Here is a 21,954-nt window from a genome sequence, read left to right as displayed (position 1 = left end):
TCTTGCATAGGAATCGATCATTCGTGCGCAGGATTCGCAAACTCTTGTTTGATTTCTATCCCGGACCAAAACAGGTTTGCTCGAAACTTATGGTTCGGTCGCGATCGAAGCATCGAGCCACCGATTTCTTGCATTGATCATGTGCGTGGTTCGTCGTTCGGTAAGCTCACGATGAAGAAGCTCACCTTGAGGGAGAAGGGTTGATTGCAGTGATAATCGTTAAGGTTGCTGTTCTCGGCTCTTGCAACTCACTCACTCCCTCATGGTGAGCTTGTCGAACCACGCACAATATTCACGCGGCCAAAATTGAGTAAACCATCATGACCACATCGACGCTCCCTGCTCCGTCGCTTGCAAAAGAAATCGCCCTTCTCGCCGTTCTCGCGACGCTGTGGGGAGCGTCCTATACCTTCATCAAGATCGGCGTCGAAACCATTCCGCCGGTCACCTTCATCGCGGCACGGACACTCATTGCCGGCGGGTTGCTTCTGGCGATCATAAAGCTGCGCGGATTATCGCTGCCACGCGGCCCCGCCATCTGGAAGCGCTTTCTGATTCAGGCCTGCATCAACAGCGTCGTTCCGTTCACGCTCATCGCCTGGGCGGAGCTGACGGTGAATGCCGGACTTGCAACAATCCTCAACTCGACGACGCCGATCTTCGCCTTCCTTTTGACCGTCCTGATCACGCGTCATGAAGCCGTAACGGCCCGCAAGCTTTTCGGCGTCGTCGCCGGCGTCATCGGCATCAGCCTCATCATCGGTCTTGAAGCATTCCATGGCGTCGGCAAGGAGGTGCTTGCGCAACTGGCGATTGTGGCAGCGACGATCTCCTATGCGGCGGCGGCGATCTTCGGGCGAGGCTTCAAGGGACTCGATCCGATGATGCCCGCTGCGGGCTCGCTCCTTTGCGGCGCGGTACTGCTCATTCCGGTCAGCCTCGTCGTCGACCAGCCCTGGACTATCGTCCCGTCGACGCACTCGATCCTAGCACTGCTTGGCCTGTCGATTTTTTCGACCGCCCTCGCCTTCGTGATCTATTTCCGCTTGATCCACACGCTGGGTTCTGTCAGCACCACATCGCAAGCCTATCTGCGCGTACCCATAGGCGTCGGCATCGGCGTGCTTTTCCTTGGCGAAAGCCTCAATCCGACCGCCTGGATTGGCCTTGTCTGCGTCATTGCTGGCGTCGCAGCCATGACGCTGCCGACACGCCGGAGAGCGGCAATCACGGCAGGTTGAAACTACTAGCTGTCGAGCGCTTCGGCAGCAGGCACGATACGCTCGCGCACCACGTCGTGCAGCTGCCGCACATAACCCGAACGTCGGGAGGGCGTCGCGGGGTCGGATGTCATCACAACCACAAGCGAGACGTGCGGCACCACATAGATCATCTGGCCGCCATAGCCCCACGCGTAGTAGACCGGCTTGCCACTGGCGGCGCTGGACACAAACCAGCCAAGCCCGTAGGCGTCGCCCGTAAACGGTGAACTTGTTCTCGGCTTCCACGATTCCTCGACCCATGCCTTCGGTACGATCTGCCTGCCACCGCTGGCGCCGGATGCCAAAAACATTTCGCCGAATGCACGCATGGCACGGGGCGAAAGCAGCATGTCGTTGCCGCCAAAATAGATGCCTTGCGGATCGCGCGGCCAAGGCGGGATATTGATTTCAAGCGGTTTGCCCAGCCACTCCCGGGCGTTCGCCAAAGTTGAACGTCCGGTCTTGCGCGTCAACAGCGCTGAAAGAAGGTGAGAGTTGCCGGTAGAGTAGAGCATGCCGCCGCCGGGCTCATCGACGAACTCGCGCGACAGGGCATAGCGGACCCAATCATTGCTTCCGACCCAGCGGCCATAATTTGGCCCCGAGGTGCGATCGAGACCCGATTGCATCGACAACAGATTGCCAATTGTCACGGCCTGCAATCTCGGGTCGGCGTCGCGCGGCAGCTTGTCCGCGAGCATTGGCGCAATGGGTTGATCCAGCCCCTCGAACACGCGGCGATCGATAGCAATCCCGACAAGCGTGGCGATAATGGTCTTGGAAACGGATTTCACATTGACCGGGCGGTCGGCGGCAGGCCCACGGAAGACGTGTTCGAGCTCAAGATCGCCATGCCGCGAGATGATCAGCGTATGGAGGGACGGGAAGCCGTTTGCCGCCTCCATGATGGTATCGATTGTAGCCTTGTCCAACCCGGCGGCGGCAGGCTGGGATATGGCCCCGCGCGATGCACATGCGACGGCAGCGAGAGACGTCATCAGGAATGCACGACGGCCGATTGGAACGAGGTTTTTCATTCGCCGAGATTGATGAAAGCGTTAAGCGGCAGCAACACACAAGCTGTCACATGCATGTGATCAGCTCGACTATCCCTCGATCGCGTCGAGGAACGTCTGCACGCCCAAGGTCAGATAGGCCGTATCGACGCTCAGGGGAATATAGGTATAGCCGAGACCGGCGAAGCGTTTTGCCAGCGCTGGAGTCGCAGCATAGATCGCGCAGAGCTTGCCCGCCGCCTTGGCCTTGGCGGCAATCCGCGTCAGCGGCTCGATGATGGCCTCGGAAGCTGCATCCACCTCCTGCCCGTCGCTCCAGGCAATAGAGAAATCCGACGGGCCGACAAACACGCCATCGATACCGTCCACCTCAAGAATGTAATCAAGCGCCTCATAGGCGGCGCGGGTCTCGATCATGGCGAAGGCAAGCGTCTCCTCATTCACCTCGCGCAAATATCCGCCGGAGCCGCCGGCGCCATAGCTCGCGGGACGACCGCGCATCTGGCCCCAGGAGCGTTCGCCGAGCGGCGGATATTTCATCGCGGCCGCGAAAAGCTTTGCATCGTGGACGCTGTTGATCATCGGCGCGACGACGCCTTCAACACCAAAATCCAGCGCGCGGCTTGCCATGTCGAAACGACCGACCGGAATGCGTACCAGCGCATGCTTTTGAGCGCTGCGCAGGATGCCGGTGAGCGCGGCGACGCTCGCCGTATCGTGCGGGCCGTGCTGCATGTCGAAGAGCACAGCATCAAGCGGCGTGCGGGCAAGCGCCTCCATGGCAAACGGATCGGTCAGGTGCGACCAGCCAGAATAAATGATTTCGCCGGATTTCAGACGCGATGCGAGCGACATGGGGGATTCCTCGTCCAGATGTTTTGCGCGAGTATGGGAAGCTGAGAGCAGACTGGTCAAGAGCGATGCTGAAATTCTCAAATCTGAGGATTTGCCGCGAGGCCCCCCGAACGAATCGTGACGGGATCGATTGTCAGGGTGAAATCGTGTAAGCTCCGGGTTGACGCTGAGTCCTATCACCAATGCAACCATGGTGCAGATGACAGTTTTCCATGATGGAAACGAGCAGAAATTCATAGAAGAGACTGGGCCAAGAGACGAAATTCTCTACAACCTCCTGCTATCGCAGGATGAAAGCCAGGTTCTCATCGCTCTCTACGACCAGAATGATGTCTTGCGCTACGCCAACAAGGGCTGGCGGGCGGCATATCATCTTGCACCCGGCGAAGAGGTCGCCTGGGGTGCCCTGATGCGCCGGAATTTCGAGGCCGGGCTCGGGACGGTCCTCGCAACCCAAAATTTCGATGAATGGCTGATATCGACCCAGTCGCGCCGGGGAAAGGTGCCGTTTCGCGCTTTTGAGACAGATGTGGTCGATGGCCGCTGGCTCTGGATGACAGAGACAGTCCAGGCGAATGGCTGGATGCTTTGTATTGCCAGCGATATTACGCCGTTGCGCACGGATGACCGCCGCTTGCGGCAGGACCGCGATCTCGCATTGCGGGCTTCGCAGACGGACGAGCTTACCGGCGTCGGTAACCGGCGCTTCATCATGACCAGGCTCGAGGAGCTGACAAGGCGAGAATTGCCACTTGACGCGGCTGTCAAAGGCTGTGTTGCAGTACTCGATATCGACCATTTCAAAGCGATCAACGATCATTACGGGCATCAGGCCGGTGACCAGGTTTTGCTCGATTTCGCCCGGCACGCGCATAGTTTCGTGCGGCGGCTCGATTGTTTCGGACGGATCGGCGGTGAGGAATTCATGCTGATCCTGCCGGAAACGCCGCTGGAAACTGGCATCGGCATTCTTGAGCGCGTGCTGGAGCGGATCAGAATGGCCCGACCTTTGCAGAACTGGCCGGACCTTGCTTATACATGTTCGGTCGGGATCACGGCATTACGGGCGGGCGATACGGCACAAGACCTTTTCGCCCGCGCGGACCTTGCGCTCTATGAGGCCAAGCTCGGCGGGCGAAACCATATCAGCGTGATATGAGTGCCATATTGCAGGGCATAAAATGTGAAAAAGCGCGTGGATAACACGCGCTTCTCCAAATTGATCCAGTTTTCGTATAGAACGTCAATGTGCCGGCGTTATGCGCCTTCGATTTGCTGTATGGCCTCGATCATCAGCTCTTCCATCTTGCGGCGGATGCGATGGTCGGACGTGTCGATACCGGCAGCATCGAAATCCGTACGGATCTTGCGGAAGACGTCGTCATCGCCCGCTTCGACGAAATCGGCCTTGATGACCTCCTTCGCGTACGCCTCGGCGTCTTCGCCGGTCTTGCCGAGCTTTTCCGCCGCCCAAAAGCCGAGAAGCTTGTTACGCCGGGCTTCCGCCCTGAAACGTACTTCTGCGTCATGCGCATACTTGTTTTCAAAGGCGTTTTCGCGATCTTGCATTGTCATCCTCTCTTTGCTCCCGCAAATTGTGTCGTTGACTAGTAATACAGTCATGTATCAGGCGTTTTTCAGGCAGGTCCCGATGTTTTTGTCTTTATCGATTCCCATATAACCATTCCGTGCAAAATCAAAAGGCTCAATCGACCATCGCTTGTTTCATATTGTCGTAGAACCAGCATATAACCCATAAAACGGGGGAGCTCCATAAAGGATCATTGTAGAATGCTTGCTTTTGCGATAGTTAGCGCGCCAACATGACGGCCAAGACGCAAGGCCGACCGATAACTCCAATACCAGAGAATCCGCAATGAACCGTCGCCGCCGTGTCTACGAAGGCAAAGCAAAGATCCTTTACGAAGGACCAGAACCAGGCACACTCGTCCAGCATTTCAAAGACGATACAACTGTGCTTCACCCCAAGAAAACCCAAGTGATCGACGGCAAGGGCGTCCTCAACAACCGCATCTCCGAATATATCTTCACGCAGCTCAACCGCATGGGCATCCCGACGCACTTTATACGCCGCATGAACATGCGCGAGCAGCTGATCAAGGAAGTCGAGATCATCCCGCTGCAGGTGGTCGTGCGCAATATCGCGGCCGGCTCGCTGGCAAAGCGCCTCGGCATCGAGGAAGGCACCGTGCTGCCGCGCTCGATCATCGAGTTCTACTACAAGAACGATGAGCTCGATGACCCGATGGTCTCCGAGGAGCACATTACGGCGTTCGGATGGGCAGCGCCGCAGGAAATCGATGACATCATGGCGCTCGCCATTCGCATCAACGACTTTTTGAGTGGACTGTTTCTTGGCGTCGGCATCCAGCTTGTCGATTTCAAGATCGAATGCGGCCGGCTTTACGAAGGCGAAATGATGCGCATCGTTCTAGCCGACGAATTCTCGCCGGACAGCGCCCGCCTGTGGGACGCGCAGACGAGCGAGAAGATGGACAAGGACCGGTTTCGCCGCGATATGGGCGGCCTGATCGAGGCCTATCAGGAAGTCGCGCGCCGTCTCGGCATCATGAATGAAAACGAACCGACGCGGCCTGCGGGGCCCGTATTGGTCAAGTAACACCGGAGAAGACAGATCGATGAAGGCACGTGTCACTGTAACCTTGAAGAATGGCGTTCTTGACCCGCAGGGCAAGGCGATCGTCGGTGCACTCGGCAGCCTCGGTTTCGAGGGTGTCGGCTCGGTTCGCCAGGGTAAGGTTTTCGACGTCGAACTTGATACGAGCGACAAGGCAAAGGCCGAGGCGAACCTCAAGGCAATGTGCGAAAAGCTCCTCGCAAATACGGTGATCGAGGATTATGCGGTGGAGCTCATCTAGATGAAATCGGCAGTTGTACTCCTTCCCGGCCTTAACCGCGACCGCGACATGATTGCGGCGTTGACCAAGATTTCCGGCGTTGCACCGCATACGGTGTGGCAGACGGATACGGAAATTCCCGACGTCGATCTGATCGTCATCCCCGGCGGCTTTTCCTATGGCGATTATCTGCGCTGCGGCGCCATCGCAGCGCGCATGCCAGTAATGGAAGCGATCCGCGAAAAGGCCAACAAAGGCGTCATGGTGATGGGCGTATGCAACGGCTTCCAGATTCTGGTGGAAGCCGGTCTCCTGCCCGGTGCGCTGATGCGCAATGCCTCGCTGAAATTCGTTTGCCGCCAGGTGAAACTCGAAGTCACCAATGCCAATACGCCGTTCACCCGCGGCTATTCGCATGGTCAGATCATCCAGTGCCCTGTCGCGCATCATGATGGCAACTATTTTGCCGATGCCGAGACGCTGGCACGCATCGAGGGCGATGGCCAGGTGGTGTTCCGCTATGCCGAAGGCACCAACCCGAACGGCTCGATGAATGATATTGCCGGTATCATCAACAAGAACGGTAACGTGCTGGGGCTGATGCCGCATCCGGAGAACCTGATCGAAGCGGCTCATGGCGGCACCGACGGGCGTGCGCTGTTCACGGGCGTGCTGGGGATCGCCGCCTAAGAGCCCGTCTGTAAACTCTACTGCAGCGGTCATCTGACGCGATTTTCTGCGCTTCCGGTGCTCACGTACCTTAAAGTACGCTGCGCTCCGGTTCTCGAAAACCACGCCATATGTCTCGCTGCAGCGACTTTTCAAACAGGCTCCAAAGGCGATGCTGTAGCTATATGCCCATGGCGCATCCTCAACGTTTTAGCTGATAACCATCCTGATATTCTTGCCTGTCAGCCGCGCCAGCTGCTGCAGGCGGCCTTCCGGAACATCACCAATCAGGTCAGCCTTCCTCTTGTCGATCACAAGCTCGAGGCCTTCTGCCGTCGTCTTCCAGGAAAGCTTCGGGACCACACCGGCCATGGATGCGGAAAACGGATAGGTGATGCGCATGATCCCAGCGAGAATCTTGGAATATTCCAGCAGTCGGGGTGTAGCTATGGCAGCGAGTTCCGGATCGGGAACACTGTTGGAAATGCCCTCATGCCTGAAGAAATTGGCGAGTGCGATATAGGCGCGTCCGGGATGATCGATGCCGATAAAGGAAGCATTGGAAATCATGTTCAATGCCTGCGAGCCACGGTAATCAGGATGGGCACGCCAGCTGATATCCGCCACCAGGCAGGCCGCGCGCCGATAGCGCTTCTCATCTTCCGTCTCGTTGATACCGAGCGCCGCAAAGGCCTCGCCGCTCCATTCGGCCAATTCGCGCGCATAGGCCGGCGACCGGGCGCGTAGTACGGCGAACTCCTCGGCCGCCGAGATCAACGGGTCCTCCAGCTGGTCGCCTTCGGGCAGCAGCGAATAGAGAAAACCCTCGCGCACGCCAAGGGCTGAAAACACGACCTTTGCCGGCCGCATAAGCTTGATCGTCTCAAGGAGTGCGATAGCGCCGTATGCAAGCAGCGCGCGGCGGTTCTTGGAAACATCCTCGATGCCATTCATGTTGTCGACATCGCCGGCAGCAACACGTCTGAGGAACCGCTGCGCTTCCTCGAACGGTATTTCGTAATGGTGCATCACATGGAGCGCATAATGTTCGGAACTCATGTGCAGCTTGGCAAGGTTCCGCCAAGTGCCGCCCACTGCATAAAATGTCCTGCCCTTGCCGTTGCCGAGCAGCTTTGCCGAGGCGAGATGTTTCCTTGCAAGTTCCGTAGCTTTGTTCAAATCGCCGTCGGACATGTCCTGCAGGCGCAAGCCGCCGAGCGGCAGCGTAATGCCATCACCGATCTGCCTGCCCTTGACATCGACGAGTTCCAGACTGCCGCCACCAAGATCGCCGGCAATGCCGTCCGGATCATGGAAACCCGAAATAATGCCAAGCGCGGAAAAATAGGCCTCTTCCCTGCCCGTAAGAACCTTGATCGGCTCCTTGAGCAACGCTTCGGCTTCCCGAATGAATTGTGAGCCATTCTCGGCCTCGCGCGCTGCAGCTGTCGCCAGAACGTCGAGTGAAACTGCCCCAGCCTGATCAGCCAGCGCGCGGAACCGACGCAATGCGCGTAGTGCGCTTTGTACGGCCTTCGCATTCAGCTTGCCGGTCTTCGCCAGCCCCTTGCCGAGGCCGCAGAGGATCTTTTCATTGAAAAGAACTGTCGGGGACCGGTTTACGCCTTCATACACTACCAAACGTACAGAGTTCGAACCGATATCGATGACAGCAGCTGGTTGACGCCCCTGAACGCGTCCTTGTGCGGCCGATATCATGCAGCCTTATTTCTCTTTGACCGCTTGCGATGTGCAATCAATCGCGGTGCTGAAGACTTCAGCGACTTGCCACGGCCTGAAAGGCTGGGATTTGTCATGAAATATTCCTGTGCGTTAAAAGCTTCTTCCCCGTCGGCAGGTGTGATCCGGCGCGACGTTCCGTCTGCTAGTAACTCGTAACTCTGCTGATTGTCGAGAAGGTTGGCCAACATAATCTGTGAAAGAACCTGCTGGTGCACAGTTGGATTGGTGATCGGCACCAGTGTCTCGACACGGCGATCGAGATTGCGGGTCATCATGTCGGCAGAGCCGAAATAGACCAGAGCCTTTTCCGACGGCATCGGTTCACCATTGCCAAAGCAGAAGATACGGCTGTGTTCGAGAAAACGTCCAACGATGGATTTCGCGCGGATATTGTCGGAAAGGCCTGGAAGCTGCGGGCGCAGACAGCAGATGCCACGCACGACGAGATCGACCTCTACCCCTTGCCGGCCCGCGTCATAGAGCGCGTCGATGATTTCCGCGTCGACCAGGGAATTCATCTTCATCCAGATCGACGCCGGACGCCCGGCTTTGGCATGGGCGATTTCCTCGGCAATGTGCTGCATGATGCGCGGGCGAAGCGTGATCGGCGAAACGGCAATACCCATCTCTCCGGAAGGCGGCGTATAGCCGGTGATGAAGTTGAATATCTGCGCCACATCGCGGCCGATTGACGGCTCGCAAGTAAAGAATGACAGGTCGGTATAGATCTTCGCGGTGATCGGGTGATAATTTCCCGTCCCCAGATGTACGTAACTGCGCAACTTCGCCTCTTCACGGCGCACGACCAGCGACATTTTGGCGTGGGTCTTCCATTCGATGAAGCCAAAGACGACCTGTACACCGGCGCGCTCCAGATCGCGGGCCCAGCGAATATTGGCTTCCTCGTCGAAGCGGGCCTTGAGTTCGATAAGCGCGGTCACCGACTTGCCGGCATCGGCGGCATCGATCAGTGCACGCACGATCGGGCTGTCGTTCGAGGTACGATAGAGAGTCTGCTTGATTGCTACGACGTCCGGATCGGCCGCGGCCTGGCGCAGGAACTGGACGACCACATCGAAGGATTCATAAGGGTGGTGAACGACGATGTCTTTTTCGCGAATAGCCGCGAAACAATCACCGCCGTGCTCGCGAACGCGCTCGGGGAAACGTGGATTATAGGGCACGAACTTCAGATCGGCACGCGGGATGCTGACGATTTCCGAAATCATGTTGAGCGCAAGCAGGCCGTCGAGAACGCTGATGCGATTATCGGGAACACCGAGCTCGGTGGCGACGAAACTGCGCAGTGATTCCGGCATTTCATCGTCGAATTCGATGCGAATAACCTGACCACGACGGCGACGCTTGAGTGCCGTTTCGAACAGGCGAACCAGATCCTCGGCCTCTTCCTCGACCTCGATATCACTGTCGCGGATGATGCGGAAAGTACCGGCACCTTTGACCTCGTAGCCCGGGAAAAGGCGCCCGGTAAACAGGCTGATCGCATCCTCCAGCGTGAGGAAACGGAAACGACCCTTGTCGTCCGGAATTTGGATGAAGCGCTTCAGTGCCTGAGGCAGACGCAGCAAGGCTGTCATCGGACGATTGTCGGTGCTCCGATTGAGAAGCATGGCGATCGAGAAGCCGAGATTGGGAATGAATGGAAAAGGATGCGCCGGATCGATCGCAAGCGGCGTCAGAACGGGATAGATCGTTTCAAGGAAGTGATCTTCCAGCCAAGACTGCTCATTGGCGGTCAACCTGTCCGGACGAACGATCTCGATGTTTTCCTTGAGCATTTCCGTGCGCAAAGCGTCAAGCCGATGCTGCTGGGCAATCTGCAGCTTGACGACCTCGTCGAGAACGAATTCAAGCTGCTCCTGAGGGGTGCGGCCATCGTCGCTGCGGTCGGAAACACCGGCGCGTACCTGCCCCGCAAGGCCGGCGATACGCACCATGAAGAATTCATCGAGATTGGCAGCCGAGATGGAGAGAAAACGCAAACGTTCGAGCAATGGCTGATGCGTGTTCTCGGCTTCTTCCAGAACGCGGCGATTGAACTGCAACCAGGAGAACTCACGATTGACGAAACGATCGACGCTTGTATGCAAATCCGCCAAATCCACTTTTTCCAATGCCTGCGGAATCGCGGTTGATTGTTCGTTCATTGATATTCTCCGACAAAAATGTCCTGTTAAAAATGCAGACCCTTAGCGCCTCTGGAATGGTCTGAGGCGCTCACCCTAGACAAGTCTTTTGACAGTTTGATAGCGAGCGTCTTGAAACCATCATCATACCGCTAAATCGCACTCTAAAGCGAGAAACATCCAAATGGAAACATTGTGCCGGGCGCCAATCCGTCGGCAGCAAGCAGATCCTATACATCTTCTCTGAAGTTGTTTAGCTACTGAAATAATTAGAAAATTTAAACTAATTTGCGCTGAGCATATTAACAATAACCGACAGATCGACTCGACAATACGCGGAGATCATAGTCATTTATTAGTAGGGCAATGAATGCCCGTGGCGGTCCAGGCCGAGGGCAGTGTTCAATCCGATGCCCAAACCTTTATTGGACTTTTGAAAACGTATCGGCGTTAACCTATTGAAATTCCTGCTTGAATGCATGAATTTCACTGGAGCGGCTATGAAAAAAATTATTTCCGTTCTTCGTGCCTTCGTCCTTATCGCAGCATCTTTTGGTATCTCTCCGGCGCATGCCCAAACATTAAACGTCGGCCTGACAATTGTACCCGCAGATCGCGCTGTCGCAGCACACGCGGCTCGAAGGCCCGACAACAAACGCGATGGTCATGTTCGCATTGTGGAATATGTCTCGCCGGGCTACGCAGCCATTCCAAAGTCCCGGCAGAAGGCATCTGCTTCTACTTTGAGATAACCATTTAAGGAGCCCAGTTTGGGGCCGGGATGCCTCCAGGATTCGCACTGTTTCGCGAATGCAGAAACAATACTGCGACATAGAACGCGTTTCCTTTGCGCGGCTTTTGTTTTAAGACAAAGCGAATGGGCGCTATGCGCGCTTGGCGAAGATTTCAGGAGCGAATAATGGCTGGACACAGCATCCCTCATTTCCAGAACAGCGCAGGACATGCAAGCATTGCCATCGGCGTGAAGGAATTCATGTGCGTTGGCGCCAATTCGCCTTTCGACCATCCGCATGTTTTCCTCGATCTTGGCGATGACAATGAGAAGGTGTGTCCCTATTGCTCCACGCTTTTTCGATATGACGCATCACTTGCCGCCGATGTGACCGTTCCGGAAGGCTGCACCTATGTGGACAAGGCCGCTTGAAAGCAGCGCTTATCGATCTGAAAACCGAACGAAACAGGCGAATACCAAATCCTGATCAGATCATCATTGCCGGTGCAGGTATTGCCGGCCTCACTCTTGCCCTTGCATTGAGCGCCAAAGGCTTTCACGTCCAGATATTCGAAAAAAGCGCGGCGCTCGCCGAAATCGGTGCCGGATTGCAGCTTTCCCCCAATGCAACGCGGCTTCTCGGCCGGCTTGGCGCAATGGAAAAGCTGCAATCCGCGTCCGTCGAACCGCAAGCCGTCTGCTTGCAGGACGGAGCCGCCGGCGGCGAGTTGCTGCGGTTGCCGATTGGCGAACAAGCAAAGGAACGCTGGGGCGCACCTTATATCGTTTGCCATCGCGCCGATTTGCAGAACACCTTGCTCACCCTCGCGCGCAGCCAGCCTAACATCGCCATCCAGCTGCAATCGACCGTGACGCAGCGCAAGGCAGACAGCCAAGGCGTGCTCGTCCGCGTGCAATATCACGACCGCATAGAGGAACACCGCGGCGCGCTGCTGGTCGGCGCAGACGGCGTGTGGTCGAACCTGCGCACTGCTGTCTCCGACGCAGACCGTGCGCGTTATACCGGCATGGTCGCATGGCGATCATCACTAGGGGTCGATCAGCTGCCGGAATCGTTCAAGACACTGTTGCCACCAGGGGTCAACGTCGTCGCCTGGACTGGCCCCAACGCGCATCTGATCGCTTATCCGATCCGTTCCGGCCAGATGATCAATTTTGTAGCGGTTGCGCCCGACCTCCAGGCCGGCAACCGCTGGGCTGTCTCTGTCGATCGGGAGAATCCGAGCCAGAATTTCATCCGGGAATTCGCCGGTTGGCATGTGGGACTACGCGATGTCATGCGGGCGGGTCGTCCCTGGACGCCGTGGCGGCTATTCGAGATGAAGAAATGCCGATTCCTGACCGAGGAGCGTGTGGTGCTGATTGGCGATGCTGCGCATGCCATGACACCTTATGCGGCGCAGGGTGCGGCGATGGCCATCGAAGATGCGTGCGCACTGGCTGACGCGTTGAGCGTGGATCGTGCGGCGTGGCCATCTGCCCTCACCCGGTTCAGCAAAGCCCGGACAAAACGTATTGGTGCAGTTGTCCGGCGCGGGGCGCTCAACCACCTGGCCTATCATGCAAAGGGACCGGTGGCCGTCGCGCGCAATATCGTGCTGCGCAACCGTCCCGTGGAGAAATTCATCGAGGGATTTGACTGGCTGTACGGATTTGACGCGGAAGAACGAAAAGAACAGGTTTGAATGTTATTCGGCCGGGGTGCCGCGCCGTTTCAACTCGCGCGTGATTTCAGCGATGCGATCATCGGTTTCTTTCTGGCTCTGATTGACCTCATGTCTGGCAACAAGAATCGCGCCAACGCTGATAACAGTCATCCAGAATATGATGAAGATAGTATTTGCCAGCATTATCGTAACCCTCGCCTCAATATCGTTTTACCATAAAGATGAAGTCCGTACGAGAGTACCCCGCCGCTGACAATAATAACCGATTGCGACACCAAGAAGAATGACGTGTGATCGCTCGCGCCATTTGTGACCACGCTGACAATCGGTCCAAGAATGCCAACCACGGCAGTTGCAGTAGAAAGCCTGTCAATCGCCGCAGCAACGTATTTGCGAATCTCATTATTGCGCATTTTTTCAATTGCAATGAGCTCTTTAAGTTCACCTCTGGCGGTCTCTTGATCGTCGTCGGTCATAAAAATTCCGATGAAATGGCTTTGTCAAAATCTGGTACTGAAAATCATAAAGAGACGGCGGCCGGTTTGGCCGCCGCAATAAATCGGGAAATTTCGTTCCAAGGCTGCTAGTGCAGGATCTGGCTGAGGAACAGTTTCGTGCGCTCGTGCTGCGGGTTGTCGAAAAACGCTATCGGTTCATTCTGCTCGACGATCTGACCCTGATCCATGAAGATCACGCGATTTGCGACCTGACGGGCAAAGCCCATCTCGTGCGTGACGCAAACCATCGTCATGCCTTCTTCGGCTAACTGGACCATCGTATCCAGCACTTCCTTGATCATCTCCGGATCGAGCGCCGAAGTCGGTTCATCGAACAGCATGATACGCGGATTCATGCAGAGCGACCGGGCGATTGCCACGCGCTGCTGCTGACCGCCGGAGAGCTGGCCCGGATATTTATTGGCCTGTTCCGGGATCTTGACGCGTTCCAGAAAGTGCATCGCCACCTCGTCGGCCTTTTTCTTCGGCATCTTGCGCACCCAGATCGGCGCGAGCGTGCAGTTTTCGAGGATCGTCAGATGCGGGAAAAGATTGAAGTGCTGGAACACCATGCCGACTTCGCGGCGCACCTCGTCGATCTTTTTCAGATCGCTGGTGAGCTCGATGCCGTCGACAAGGATTTTGCCGCTTTGATGCTCTTCCAGGCGGTTGATACAGCGGATCATGGTGGACTTGCCCGAGCCGGACGGACCCGCAATGACAATGCGCTCACCGCGCATCACCTTGAGATTGATGTCCTTCAGTACGTGAAAGTCGCCGTACCACTTGTTCATGTTGATGATTTCAACAGCTACGTCCGTCTTTGAAACGTGGAGGAGCGAGCGGTCGACATGGATTTCTTCCGGGTCGATGATGTTTTCAGTGGTCATAAGCATAGCTCCTTAGTGTTTGTGTCCTGTATCGAGCCGGTTTTCCATGAACAGGGAATAACGCGACATGCCGAAACAGAAAATCCAGAAGACGAATCCGGCGAAGACCAAGCCAGAGATAGGTGTTTGCGGAGATGCCCAATTGGCATCGGAAAAGTGCTGTTTCACGATTCCGAGGAGATCGAACATGCTAATGACGGAAACCAGGCTCGTATCCTTGAACAGACCGATGAAGGTGTTGACGATACTGGGTATCACCAGCTTCAACGCCTGCGGCAGGATGATCAGCCTCGTTTTCTGCCAGTAGCCGAGGCCGAGTGAATCGGCACCTTCATATTGACCCTTGGGGATCGCCTGCAGACCGCCGCGCACGACTTCCGCCATATAGGCCGATGCGAATAGCGCCACACCGATCAGGGCACGCAGCAGTTTGTCGAAGGTGACACCCGGGGGAAGGAAAAGCGGCAGCATATAGCTCGCCATGAAGAGAACCGTTATTAGCGGGACGCCGCGGATCGTCTCGATGAAGATCACGCACAGCATCTTGATAACAGGCAGTTTCGACCGCCGCCCCAACGCCAGAATGATTCCCAGCGGCAAGGAAACGCAGATACCGACAAAGGATATCACCAGCGTGACCAGCAAGCCGCCCCACAATGGCGTCTCGACATACGGAAGGCCGAGCCAACCGCCAACGAGCAGGAAGAACGCCACGATCGGGAAAATGAAGAAGAACGTGATGGCGTTCAGCACCTTGTAGGGCACTTTGGGAATGAGCAGCGGCACAAGTAGCAGCACAAACATAACGCCCACGAGATTGACGCGCCAATGTTCCTCAATCGGATAGCGGCCATACATGAACTGGTTGAAATTGGCATTCACATAAGCCCAGCAAGCGCCAGACCAGCCTTCCGGCTGGATGCCACCCTGTGCAATGGTCGAACAGACCGACCGGTCGGGTCCGACCCACGCCGCCTCGATGAACGCCCATCTGATCACCGGGGGCAGGAACCACGCAATGAGCAGAAGCGCTAGAATCGTAAGGACGGCGTCGACGGGCGCGGCAAAGAGGTTGGTGCGCACCCATTTGACCACGCCACGCTCGGCCAGCGGCGGTGTCTGCCCCTGAAGCATTTCGGTACGGACAAAGCTTAAATTACTATCCACCATGATCAGCGCTCCACCAGTGCCATTTTGGCGTTGAACCAGTTCATGAAGAGCGATGTCAGAACGCTGATGCTGAGATAGACCACCAGCCAGATGGTAACGACTTCAATGGAACGATTTGTCTGATTGAGGATCGTCCCGCCCACTGCAACCAGATCAGGATAGCCGATCGCAACAGCCAGGGACGAGTTCTTGGTCAGATTGAGATATTGGCTCGTCAGAGGCGGGATGATGATGCGCATCGCCTGCGGCACAACCACCAGCCGCGTCGTCGGGCCTGCGCGCAATCCGAGAGCATGAGCCGCCTCGCTCTGGCCCTTGCCTACGCCGCGGATGCCGGCGCGCACGATCTCGGCGATGAAGGATGCGGTATAGAACGACAGCGCCAAATAGAGGGACATGAATTCCGGCCCCACCTGAGAGCCTCCCCTCAAATTGAAGGCGCCGAGAACCGGATAGTCGAACGACAGCGGGAAACCCTTGATCGCGAGCGCCAGGAGCGGCAGTCCGACGATTAATCCAAGCGAGGTCCAGCCGACAGGAAACTGCTGTCCAGTCGCCATCTGCCGCTTATAGGCCCAGCGCCGCACGAGGAACGTGCCGACAATGCCAACCAGAAGGCCAACCCCGGCAAGCCACGCGCCCTCGCCGAAGACCGGGGCGGGGAAGAAAAAGCCGCGATTGTTCAGGAACATGTTGAACGGCAGGCTGATACTCTGACGGGCCTGCGGGAGTACCGACAAAACGCCGGAATACCAGAAGAAAATAACCAGCAAAGGCGGAACATTGCGGAAGACTTCGACGTAAACCGTGCAAATCTTGCGTATCAGCCAGTTGTGAGAAAGCCGGCCAATACCGATGATAAAGCCGATGATCGTCGCGGTGATGATGCCGGCGAAAGCGACTGTCAGAGTGTTGAGAATACCGACCCACAACGCTTGCAGGTAAGTCGAGTCACTCGAATAAGCCAGGTACGGACTGCTGCTGATATCGAAGCCGGAACGACCATCGAGGAACCCGAAGCCCGACGCAAGGTTCGCACGCTGGAGATTGGTGATCGTGTTGTTGACCATCCAGTATACGAGGCCGGCGATCACAAGGACGGCCACCGCCTGAAAAATATAACCGCGGAATTTCGGATCGTTTAAAAGTGATACCTTGGCGCTGTCCTTAACGACAGGCGTAATATCCTGTGATGCCATTGGCCCCTCATTTCTTGTAAATGCTTGTTCTTATTATTTTTTATTATGGGTAGGTGAGGAGGCCAAACCTCCTCACCTGATTTTCAAATGATCACTCTGTTTGACGCAATTCCGGTTCCCATTTTTGGAATTGCTCCAAGCGATCAGCGAATCGGCATCGCGTACTGCAGGCCTCCCTTGCTCCACTGGGCATTGATGCCGCGCGCAATCTTGAGCGGGCTTCCTGAACCAAGATTCTTTTCGAAAATTTCACCGTAATTGCCGACGGCCTTTACAATGTTGACGACCCAATCATTGGTCAAACCAAGATCTGTACCAAGCTTGGTCCCAGCTTCCTGACCGAGCACACGCTTCACTTCAGGGCTGTCACCCTTGGCCAATTCCTCGACATTGGCTTTGGTGATGCCAAGTTCTTCTGCAGTCAACAAGGCATAATGAGTCCAGCGAATAATGTCGGCCCATTGTGCATCACCCTGGCGTACGACAGGTCCGAGCGGCTCCTTCGAAATGATCTCAGGCAAAACGATATGATCATCCGGCGCAGTTAGTGCGAGGCGGTACGCATAAAGACCCGACTGGTCCGTCGTATAGGCATCGCAACGTCCTGAATCGTACGCCGCGTTGACCTCTTCAACTTTCTCGAACACGACGGGATTGTATTCCATCTTGTTCGCCTTGAAATAGTCGGCAAGGTTGAGCTCGGTGGTCGTGCCTGCCTGCACGCAAACCGAAGCACCCGAAAGCTGCAGAGCCGAGTTGATGCCTGACAACTTCTTCGAGTTGATCATGAAACCCTGACCGTCATAATAATTGACGCCGGTGAAATCAAAGCCCTGTTCGTCACGGCTGAGAGTCCAGGTTGTGTTGCGGATGAGAACATCGATCTCGCCCGACTGCAATGCAGGGAGGCGGTCTTTCGCGGACAATGGCGTATATTTTACTTTCGTCGGATCACCAAACACGGCAGCAGCCACTGCGCGGCAATAGTCGACGTCAAAACCCGACCATTCGCCTTTATCATTAGGTGAAGCGAAGCCTGGAAGGCCGGTATTTACGCCGCATTGGAGGAAGCCCTTCTTCTTGACGTCGTCCAGTGTGGCAGCCGAGGCCGCGTTCGCCAGAAGGACGAAAGCCGAGGCTGCCAGAGCGCCCTTCAAAACAAGATTTTTCATAACGATTTGACCCTTTAGGTTGGTGCCCATAGTTCCCACAGAGGAAAGATCATATTGGCGGATCGCTCCCCACGCCCCCAAAAAAGGGCCCAATATGTCTCCCATTCACGTGGCTATCGAAGGCCATTCTGACGCTTTGGTCAAGCGGTAATCTTTGCTCAATATTATAGCAATGTTAGACTTTCGACTGCTCACGAAGAGATTTTTGGATCATTTGTTGTTCAGATGAGTGTTTTGTTACCAAAAACGCTCGCTGAACCGCATAGATGGCCAGAATTGGCTTTTCCCGAAGACGAAGGCTGTGCGGCGTCCGGCCAAGAATCGGGCCAGCACAATCGTGAATAGAAAGCCGATTGTATAACCAGCCATAACATCTGTCGGATAGTGAGCGCGGGCAAAGACGCGGGTCAAAGCGATGAACATCGTCGCCAGGATGATGGGCATCCGCCAGCGTGGAAACCACAGTGCGAGTACACCACCAACCGCACCCATGGTGGTTGAGTGACCCGAAGGAAAACTCGCAAAATTATACCCGGCCTCGAATGGAGAAAAACTGTTGGCCCCCAGTGTATCGATGAATTTTGGACGGGCCCGGCCGATAAGAAACTTCGCAATATTGGTCAGGATCCCCGATAAAGCGATGGCCCAGAAGGCGAAGGTCGCCTGTGCATAGACGAGGCCAAAGCGGATACGCCGGTGTCGGGCAATATTCCCCCAATCGATGCCGATCAGACAGACGCCGATGACAAAGGCCGGAATGAGATACCATTGCGACAGGCCGATGTCTGTCAGATGCCGTACACCATTAAGGGGCTCGTAGGTCGACAGGCTACGTGACAGGAGCGCGTCATAGGGATGAATCAGCAGAATGAGGAAGAAGATGAGAACGACGGCCATGAACATGCCGTTCGTCCACGCGGGTGGAGAACCCGGATAAGCGGGAGAATTGATGCGGCGCAGAAAGCGGACAACGGACTGACCGACCCGGCTCAAGGCGGATTGCGTTTGCCCCTGATTGCGTGGCTTCGTCATCTTGTCTTTCCAGTCAATCAGCCTGCTCTCCTGTTGCAACAAGCACGCCGTGGCATTATCGACATCTGCGACACCGTCTGCAAATTCACCCCCGACGATCATCTGATGCGATTTTCTGCGCTTCCGGTGCTCAGCTGACACATCAGGGATGAATTTTCAAACGGTCTCTGACAAGGCACACGAAATATGGAGACGATCTCATGGACAAGCAACCGAAACTACTCGGAATCAATACGAGGCTTGCCCATGGCGGCTATGATCCACGTGACTATCACGGCTTCGTCAATCCCCCTGTAGTTCATGCTTCTACCGTGCTGTTTCCGGACGCGCAAACCATGGCTGATCACAGCCAGCAATATACCTATGCCACGCATGGAACACCGACGACCGATGCCTTGTGCCGCGCGATCGATGAGCTGGAGGGCTCAGCCGGCACTGTTCTCGTTCCCTCCGGTCTTGCGGCAGTGACAGTACCGCTTCTGGCTTTCCTCTCGCCGGGCGATCATCTGCTGATGGTCGACAGCTGCTACGGCAATACCCGCCATTTCTGCAAGACCATGTTGAAACGATTGGGTGTCGAGGTCGAGTTCTATGACCCGCTCGTTGGCGCCGGTATAGAGCAACTGATCAAGCCGAACACCCGTGTCGTCTTCACCGAATCGCCGGGCTCCAACACATTCGAAATCCAGGATATCCCTGCCATCGTCGAAAAGGCCCATGCGGCAGATGCTGTCGTCATGATGGACAATACCTGGGCGACGCCGATTTATTTCAAGGCGCTGGACTATGGCGTCGATATCTCGATCCATGCGGCGACCAAATATCCCGCCGGGCATTCGGATATCCTGATGGGAACCATTTCGGCCAACGAGAAATGCTTCAAGACACTCGATGCGGCGCATTCGGCGCTCGGGCTCTGCGTGAGCGGCGACGATGCGTATCAGGTTTTGCGCGGCCTGCGCACCATGGGCGTGCGCATGGAACGGCATGCGGAGAGCGCGCTGGAAATCGCCGGATGGCTCGAGGCGCAGGACGGTGTCATCGAGGTGCTGCATCCCGGTCTCGAGAGCCATGCGGGAAACGCCCTGTTCAAACGCGATTTTTGTGGTGCGGGCGGCGTGTTTTCCATCGTCATCCCCGGCGGAATTGCGCAGGCACACGCCTTTCTCAACGCATTGAAGATTTTCGGCCTGGGCTATTCCTGGGGCGGATATGAAAGTCTGGCAGTGCATGTCCATCTCGGCGGTCGGGAGATTACGGGAAAGAATTACGCAGGACCGGTCATCCGGCTGCAGATCGGGCTTGAAGACAAGGCCGATCTTATCGCCGATATTGAAAACGGACTGGCCGCAGCAAAGGTTTGACGCGGATAAATACAAGGTGATTTCAATCCCGGTGACATGACCGCTATAAGGTGCAAATGAAAAGGCTCGCCGCAATCCTCGCGCTTTTGACCGCGCTCAGCATTGGCTGGGTTCCGGTATTTGCGGCGCCCGGCCGTCTGGCTGCAGAACTGGGTTTGCAGGATGTCGCGACCGGGGCTTCGCAGGCGACTGGCCATGCTCATCATTCCGGTGGCTGCGCCGGCAAAGATCATTGCCCGGGGGACGTCAAACAACAGCATCCAGCGGTGTGTGCGGCCTGTATCGGCGTACCCGCAATCACGCTTGTGGTCCCGGTTATCCCACAACCCAAGATCATCATTCCGCGAGCAGGAGAATTGCCGCTTGTCGCGCTCGACAATGCGCCGCTGCCGCGCCCTCCCCGGTTTTAATCGATCGTTTCCTTTCGTTTTGACGCGCAGGTGAGCGGGCCGTAGCCTGCGCCGGTTTGACTGGCCCATGGAAAGATCAATGATGAAAATCACATATATTCGCAGCGCAGCGCTGGTCTGTGCCCTCACCCTCGGTTCGCCGGTGCTGGCGCAGGATCACACAACGCACCAAACCAATGACATGATGGCGATGCCCAAAGGCGATCAAAGCGCACCCTCCAAGGCATTCGCCGAAGCCAATGCGAAAATGCACAAGGACATGGCAATCCCCTTTACCGGCAATACAGACAAGGATTTTGTGTCTGGCATGATCGCACATCATCAGGGCGCCATCGACATGGCAAAAGTCGAACTCGAATATGGCAAGGATCCGGAAATCCGCAAGCTGGCCGAAACGATCATCGCAGCGCAGGAGACCGAGATCAAACAAATGAAAGCCTGGCTAACCAAGAACGGCGGCTAAAACTCAGAGCCCGTTCGAAACTCTGCTGCGGCGGTCATCTGACGCGGTTTTCTGCGCTTCCGGTGCTCACGTACCTAGGGTACGCTGCGCGCCGGTTCTCGAAAGCCACGCCATATGTCCCGCCGCAGCGACTTTCCAAACGGGCTCTTAAACAAGAATCACCCGCCGGTTTTGGCCGGCGGGTGATTTTCAGAGAACGATTTCCAGATTACTGGCGTATCTCGGTAGTTGCAGCGCGTTTCTGCAGGCTTAATTGCCAAAGACTATGGGCGGCATCGGCATAGGTCGATGATCCGATTCTGAATTCGGCGGAACGCAAAGGTAACAAATCCTCCACGACGGCAAGTGTGCGTGCGGGAAGGATATCCGTACAGGTCCATAAACGCCGGAACACGGCACTGATCGGGACCCGTTTCTCGTTGACGTCAATCTGGGGCTCGTCACTGCCGAGTTCCCAATCCTCCAAGGCGTCAATCGCATCCTGAAAGGCATTGTGCAATATGATGGGCGCATGGCCCTCATGAAGTGGGTGCAGCAAACCAGGCATTCCTGTCTCCTCACTCTTGTGTTGCAACTGCCGGGGGCTCCCGGAAGTGGAATCATAAGGGCGAGACGGCACCTATCGCAAGCCTAAACTGCTATACCATACTATTTTACTAGTCATTCTTGATTAAATCGAGTTTTCGCTACAGTTTTAACCTCCGTCATTCAACCAAGAACTGCACAGATTCATGCATGCCGTTGAATATACCGTATTTTCTGTGA

The 21,954-nt window shown here is 56.1% G+C and carries 24 protein-coding genes; 11 read left to right on the top strand and 13 right to left on the bottom strand.

The annotated features are described in order from the left end of the window. The first annotated feature begins 320 nt into the window (after nucleotides 1–320). Nucleotides 321–1,241 (top strand): DMT family transporter, encoded by a 921-nt coding sequence (locus tag C7476_RS07160; RefSeq protein WP_114429202.1) that lies wholly within the window; start codon nucleotides 321–323, stop codon nucleotides 1,239–1,241. A 5-nt stretch (nucleotides 1,242–1,246) separates the two neighbouring features. Here C7476_RS07160 and C7476_RS07155 read toward each other — a convergent pair whose 3' ends face one another. Next, a complete protein-coding gene (locus tag C7476_RS07155; RefSeq protein WP_114429201.1) occupies nucleotides 1,247–2,299 on the bottom strand; it encodes a serine hydrolase domain-containing protein in 1,053 nt (350 codons plus the stop codon). Between the two features lie 69 nt (nucleotides 2,300–2,368). After that, a complete protein-coding gene (locus C7476_RS07150; protein ID WP_114429200.1) occupies nucleotides 2,369–3,133 on the bottom strand; it encodes an HpcH/HpaI aldolase family protein in 765 nt (254 codons plus the stop codon). A 199-nt stretch (nucleotides 3,134–3,332) separates the two neighbouring features. Here C7476_RS07150 and C7476_RS07145 point away from each other — a divergent pair, with 199 nt between their 5' ends. Next, a complete protein-coding gene (locus C7476_RS07145) occupies nucleotides 3,333–4,292 on the top strand; it encodes a GGDEF domain-containing protein (RefSeq protein ID WP_114429459.1) in 960 nt (319 codons plus the stop codon). Nucleotides 4,293–4,390: 98 nt separating this feature from the next. On the opposite strand, the gene C7476_RS07140 is transcribed toward C7476_RS07145, so the two are convergent. Beyond that, the gene (locus C7476_RS07140; protein WP_114429199.1) at nucleotides 4,391–4,708 is read right to left on the bottom strand and encodes a DUF1476 domain-containing protein; all 318 of its coding nucleotides are present in this window, start codon (nucleotides 4,706–4,708) and stop codon (nucleotides 4,391–4,393) included. A gap of 301 nt (nucleotides 4,709–5,009) precedes the next feature. Between C7476_RS07140 and purC the strand changes: the two genes are divergently transcribed. From purC to purQ, 3 genes are read left to right on the top strand one after another with little or no spacing between them, the layout of a single operon-like run. Beyond that, a complete protein-coding gene (gene purC, locus C7476_RS07135; RefSeq protein WP_112530810.1) occupies nucleotides 5,010–5,774 on the top strand; it encodes a phosphoribosylaminoimidazolesuccinocarboxamide synthase in 765 nt (254 codons plus the stop codon). Between the two features lie 19 nt (nucleotides 5,775–5,793). Next, on the top strand, nucleotides 5,794–6,033 hold the full coding sequence (gene purS / locus C7476_RS07130; protein WP_112530809.1) for a phosphoribosylformylglycinamidine synthase subunit PurS: 240 nt from the start codon (nucleotides 5,794–5,796) through the stop codon (nucleotides 6,031–6,033). Then, on the top strand, nucleotides 6,034–6,702 hold the full coding sequence (gene purQ / locus C7476_RS07125; RefSeq protein WP_112530808.1) for a phosphoribosylformylglycinamidine synthase subunit PurQ: 669 nt from the start codon (nucleotides 6,034–6,036) through the stop codon (nucleotides 6,700–6,702). It abuts the gene before it with no gap. 189 nt (nucleotides 6,703–6,891) lie between these two features. On the opposite strand, the gene ppx is transcribed toward purQ, so the two are convergent. Both ppx and C7476_RS07115 read right to left on the bottom strand, forming a co-directional pair. After that, nucleotides 6,892–8,400: an exopolyphosphatase gene (gene ppx, locus C7476_RS07120; protein WP_114429198.1), complete on the bottom strand. Its 1,509-nt coding sequence runs from the start codon at nucleotides 8,398–8,400 to the stop codon at nucleotides 6,892–6,894. Then, nucleotides 8,397–10,592: an RNA degradosome polyphosphate kinase gene (locus C7476_RS07115; RefSeq protein ID WP_114429197.1), complete on the bottom strand. Its 2,196-nt coding sequence runs from the start codon at nucleotides 10,590–10,592 to the stop codon at nucleotides 8,397–8,399. The genes ppx and C7476_RS07115 overlap by 4 nt, the downstream gene beginning before the upstream one ends. 479 nt (nucleotides 10,593–11,071) lie before the next feature. Here C7476_RS07115 and C7476_RS07110 point away from each other — a divergent pair, with 479 nt between their 5' ends. The 3 genes from C7476_RS07110 to C7476_RS07100 all read left to right on the top strand — a co-directional run bounded on the left by C7476_RS07110 (nucleotide 11,072) and on the right by C7476_RS07100 (nucleotide 13,010). Next, the gene (locus C7476_RS07110) at nucleotides 11,072–11,323 is read left to right on the top strand and encodes a hypothetical protein (protein ID WP_147274626.1); all 252 of its coding nucleotides are present in this window, start codon (nucleotides 11,072–11,074) and stop codon (nucleotides 11,321–11,323) included. Nucleotides 11,324–11,490: 167 nt separating this feature from the next. Then, nucleotides 11,491–11,736 (top strand): zinc-finger domain-containing protein, encoded by a 246-nt coding sequence (locus tag C7476_RS07105; RefSeq protein ID WP_114429195.1) that lies wholly within the window; start codon nucleotides 11,491–11,493, stop codon nucleotides 11,734–11,736. After that, entirely contained in the window at nucleotides 11,733–13,010 is a 1,278-nt protein-coding gene (locus C7476_RS07100; protein ID WP_181872377.1) for an FAD-dependent monooxygenase, read from the top strand. Before C7476_RS07105 ends, C7476_RS07100 begins: the two co-directional genes overlap by 4 nt. A 3-nt stretch (nucleotides 13,011–13,013) precedes the next feature. Here the strand turns inward: C7476_RS07100 and C7476_RS28110 are convergent, their stop codons facing one another. From C7476_RS28110 to C7476_RS07070, 7 genes are all read right to left on the bottom strand, one after another. Next, entirely contained in the window at nucleotides 13,014–13,175 is a 162-nt protein-coding gene (locus tag C7476_RS28110) for a hypothetical protein (RefSeq protein ID WP_181872376.1), read from the bottom strand. Then, the gene (locus C7476_RS07095; RefSeq protein WP_114429193.1) at nucleotides 13,175–13,468 is read right to left on the bottom strand and encodes a hypothetical protein; all 294 of its coding nucleotides are present in this window, start codon (nucleotides 13,466–13,468) and stop codon (nucleotides 13,175–13,177) included. The genes C7476_RS28110 and C7476_RS07095 overlap by 1 nt, the downstream gene beginning before the upstream one ends. A 107-nt stretch (nucleotides 13,469–13,575) precedes the next feature. After that, a complete protein-coding gene (locus C7476_RS07090) occupies nucleotides 13,576–14,379 on the bottom strand; it encodes an amino acid ABC transporter ATP-binding protein (protein ID WP_112530964.1) in 804 nt (267 codons plus the stop codon). Between the two features lie 12 nt (nucleotides 14,380–14,391). Beyond that, the gene (locus C7476_RS07085; RefSeq protein WP_114429192.1) at nucleotides 14,392–15,549 is read right to left on the bottom strand and encodes an amino acid ABC transporter permease; all 1,158 of its coding nucleotides are present in this window, start codon (nucleotides 15,547–15,549) and stop codon (nucleotides 14,392–14,394) included. A gap of 2 nt (nucleotides 15,550–15,551) precedes the next feature. Beyond that, nucleotides 15,552–16,748, bottom strand: coding sequence for an amino acid ABC transporter permease (locus C7476_RS07080; RefSeq protein ID WP_114429191.1), 1,197 nt, complete (start codon nucleotides 16,746–16,748; stop codon nucleotides 15,552–15,554). A 143-nt stretch (nucleotides 16,749–16,891) separates the two neighbouring features. Then, nucleotides 16,892–17,920 carry an amino acid ABC transporter substrate-binding protein gene (locus tag C7476_RS07075; protein WP_114429190.1) on the bottom strand — a complete coding sequence of 343 codons (1,029 nt, stop codon included), beginning with the start codon at nucleotides 17,918–17,920 and terminating at the stop codon, nucleotides 16,892–16,894. A 237-nt stretch (nucleotides 17,921–18,157) separates the two neighbouring features. Continuing rightward, nucleotides 18,158–18,952 carry a phosphatase PAP2 family protein gene (locus tag C7476_RS07070; protein ID WP_181872375.1) on the bottom strand — a complete coding sequence of 265 codons (795 nt, stop codon included), beginning with the start codon at nucleotides 18,950–18,952 and terminating at the stop codon, nucleotides 18,158–18,160. A gap of 200 nt (nucleotides 18,953–19,152) precedes the next feature. Between C7476_RS07070 and C7476_RS07065 the strand changes: the two genes are divergently transcribed. From C7476_RS07065 to copM, 3 genes are all read left to right on the top strand, one after another. Continuing rightward, complete coding sequence (locus C7476_RS07065; protein ID WP_114429188.1) at nucleotides 19,153–20,316, top strand: cystathionine beta-lyase; 1,164 nt, start codon at nucleotides 19,153–19,155, stop codon at nucleotides 20,314–20,316. 56 nt (nucleotides 20,317–20,372) lie between these two features. Continuing rightward, nucleotides 20,373–20,726: a hypothetical protein gene (locus C7476_RS07060; RefSeq protein ID WP_114429187.1), complete on the top strand. Its 354-nt coding sequence runs from the start codon at nucleotides 20,373–20,375 to the stop codon at nucleotides 20,724–20,726. Nucleotides 20,727–20,805: 79 nt separating this feature from the next. After that, nucleotides 20,806–21,189: a CopM family metallochaperone gene (copM, locus tag C7476_RS07055; RefSeq protein WP_181872374.1), complete on the top strand. Its 384-nt coding sequence runs from the start codon at nucleotides 20,806–20,808 to the stop codon at nucleotides 21,187–21,189. Between the two features lie 208 nt (nucleotides 21,190–21,397). On the opposite strand, the gene C7476_RS07050 is transcribed toward copM, so the two are convergent. Then, nucleotides 21,398–21,736 carry a BRA0787 family protein gene (locus C7476_RS07050; RefSeq protein WP_114429186.1) on the bottom strand — a complete coding sequence of 113 codons (339 nt, stop codon included), beginning with the start codon at nucleotides 21,734–21,736 and terminating at the stop codon, nucleotides 21,398–21,400. Between the last annotated feature and the right edge of the window lie 218 nt (nucleotides 21,737–21,954).

It is taken from the genome of Phyllobacterium bourgognense (assembly GCF_003337575.1).
Taxonomy (GTDB): Bacteria; Pseudomonadota; Alphaproteobacteria; order Rhizobiales; family Rhizobiaceae; genus Phyllobacterium; species Phyllobacterium bourgognense.
The sequence above is the reverse complement of the archived record's forward strand: the minus strand, read 5'-3'. Positions and strand labels throughout refer to the sequence as shown.

Excerpts from the sequence above, each read along its gene's own strand:
- C7476_RS07160 (WP_114429202.1), top strand. The coding sequence starts at position 321 with ATGACCACATCGACGCTCCCTGCTCCGTCGCTTGCAAAAGAAATCGCC.
- C7476_RS07155 (WP_114429201.1), bottom strand. The coding sequence starts at position 2,299 with ATGAAAAACCTCGTTCCAATCGGCCGTCGTGCATTCCTGATGACGTCT.
- C7476_RS07150 (WP_114429200.1), bottom strand. The coding sequence starts at position 3,133 with ATGTCGCTCGCATCGCGTCTGAAATCCGGCGAAATCATTTATTCTGGC.
- C7476_RS07145 (WP_114429459.1), top strand. The coding sequence starts at position 3,333 with ATGACAGTTTTCCATGATGGAAACGAGCAGAAATTCATAGAAGAGACT.
- C7476_RS07140 (WP_114429199.1), bottom strand. The coding sequence starts at position 4,708 with ATGACAATGCAAGATCGCGAAAACGCCTTTGAAAACAAGTATGCGCAT.
- purC (WP_112530810.1), top strand. The coding sequence starts at position 5,010 with ATGAACCGTCGCCGCCGTGTCTACGAAGGCAAAGCAAAGATCCTTTAC.
- purS (WP_112530809.1), top strand. The coding sequence starts at position 5,794 with ATGAAGGCACGTGTCACTGTAACCTTGAAGAATGGCGTTCTTGACCCG.
- purQ (WP_112530808.1), top strand. The coding sequence starts at position 6,034 with ATGAAATCGGCAGTTGTACTCCTTCCCGGCCTTAACCGCGACCGCGAC.
- ppx (WP_114429198.1), bottom strand. The coding sequence starts at position 8,400 with ATGATATCGGCCGCACAAGGACGCGTTCAGGGGCGTCAACCAGCTGCT.
- C7476_RS07115 (WP_114429197.1), bottom strand. The coding sequence starts at position 10,592 with ATGAACGAACAATCAACCGCGATTCCGCAGGCATTGGAAAAAGTGGAT.
- C7476_RS07110 (WP_147274626.1), top strand. The coding sequence starts at position 11,072 with ATGAAAAAAATTATTTCCGTTCTTCGTGCCTTCGTCCTTATCGCAGCA.
- C7476_RS07105 (WP_114429195.1), top strand. The coding sequence starts at position 11,491 with ATGGCTGGACACAGCATCCCTCATTTCCAGAACAGCGCAGGACATGCA.
- C7476_RS28110 (WP_181872376.1), bottom strand. The coding sequence starts at position 13,175 with ATGCTGGCAAATACTATCTTCATCATATTCTGGATGACTGTTATCAGC.
- C7476_RS07095 (WP_114429193.1), bottom strand. The coding sequence starts at position 13,468 with ATGACCGACGACGATCAAGAGACCGCCAGAGGTGAACTTAAAGAGCTC.
- C7476_RS07090 (WP_112530964.1), bottom strand. The coding sequence starts at position 14,379 with ATGACCACTGAAAACATCATCGACCCGGAAGAAATCCATGTCGACCGC.
- C7476_RS07085 (WP_114429192.1), bottom strand. The coding sequence starts at position 15,549 with ATGGTGGATAGTAATTTAAGCTTTGTCCGTACCGAAATGCTTCAGGGG.
- C7476_RS07080 (WP_114429191.1), bottom strand. The coding sequence starts at position 16,748 with ATGGCATCACAGGATATTACGCCTGTCGTTAAGGACAGCGCCAAGGTA.
- C7476_RS07075 (WP_114429190.1), bottom strand. The coding sequence starts at position 17,920 with ATGAAAAATCTTGTTTTGAAGGGCGCTCTGGCAGCCTCGGCTTTCGTC.
- C7476_RS07070 (WP_181872375.1), bottom strand. The coding sequence starts at position 18,952 with ATGACGAAGCCACGCAATCAGGGGCAAACGCAATCCGCCTTGAGCCGG.
- C7476_RS07065 (WP_114429188.1), top strand. The coding sequence starts at position 19,153 with ATGGACAAGCAACCGAAACTACTCGGAATCAATACGAGGCTTGCCCAT.
- C7476_RS07060 (WP_114429187.1), top strand. The coding sequence starts at position 20,373 with ATGAAAAGGCTCGCCGCAATCCTCGCGCTTTTGACCGCGCTCAGCATT.
- copM (WP_181872374.1), top strand. The coding sequence starts at position 20,806 with ATGATGAAAATCACATATATTCGCAGCGCAGCGCTGGTCTGTGCCCTC.
- C7476_RS07050 (WP_114429186.1), bottom strand. The coding sequence starts at position 21,736 with ATGCCTGGTTTGCTGCACCCACTTCATGAGGGCCATGCGCCCATCATA.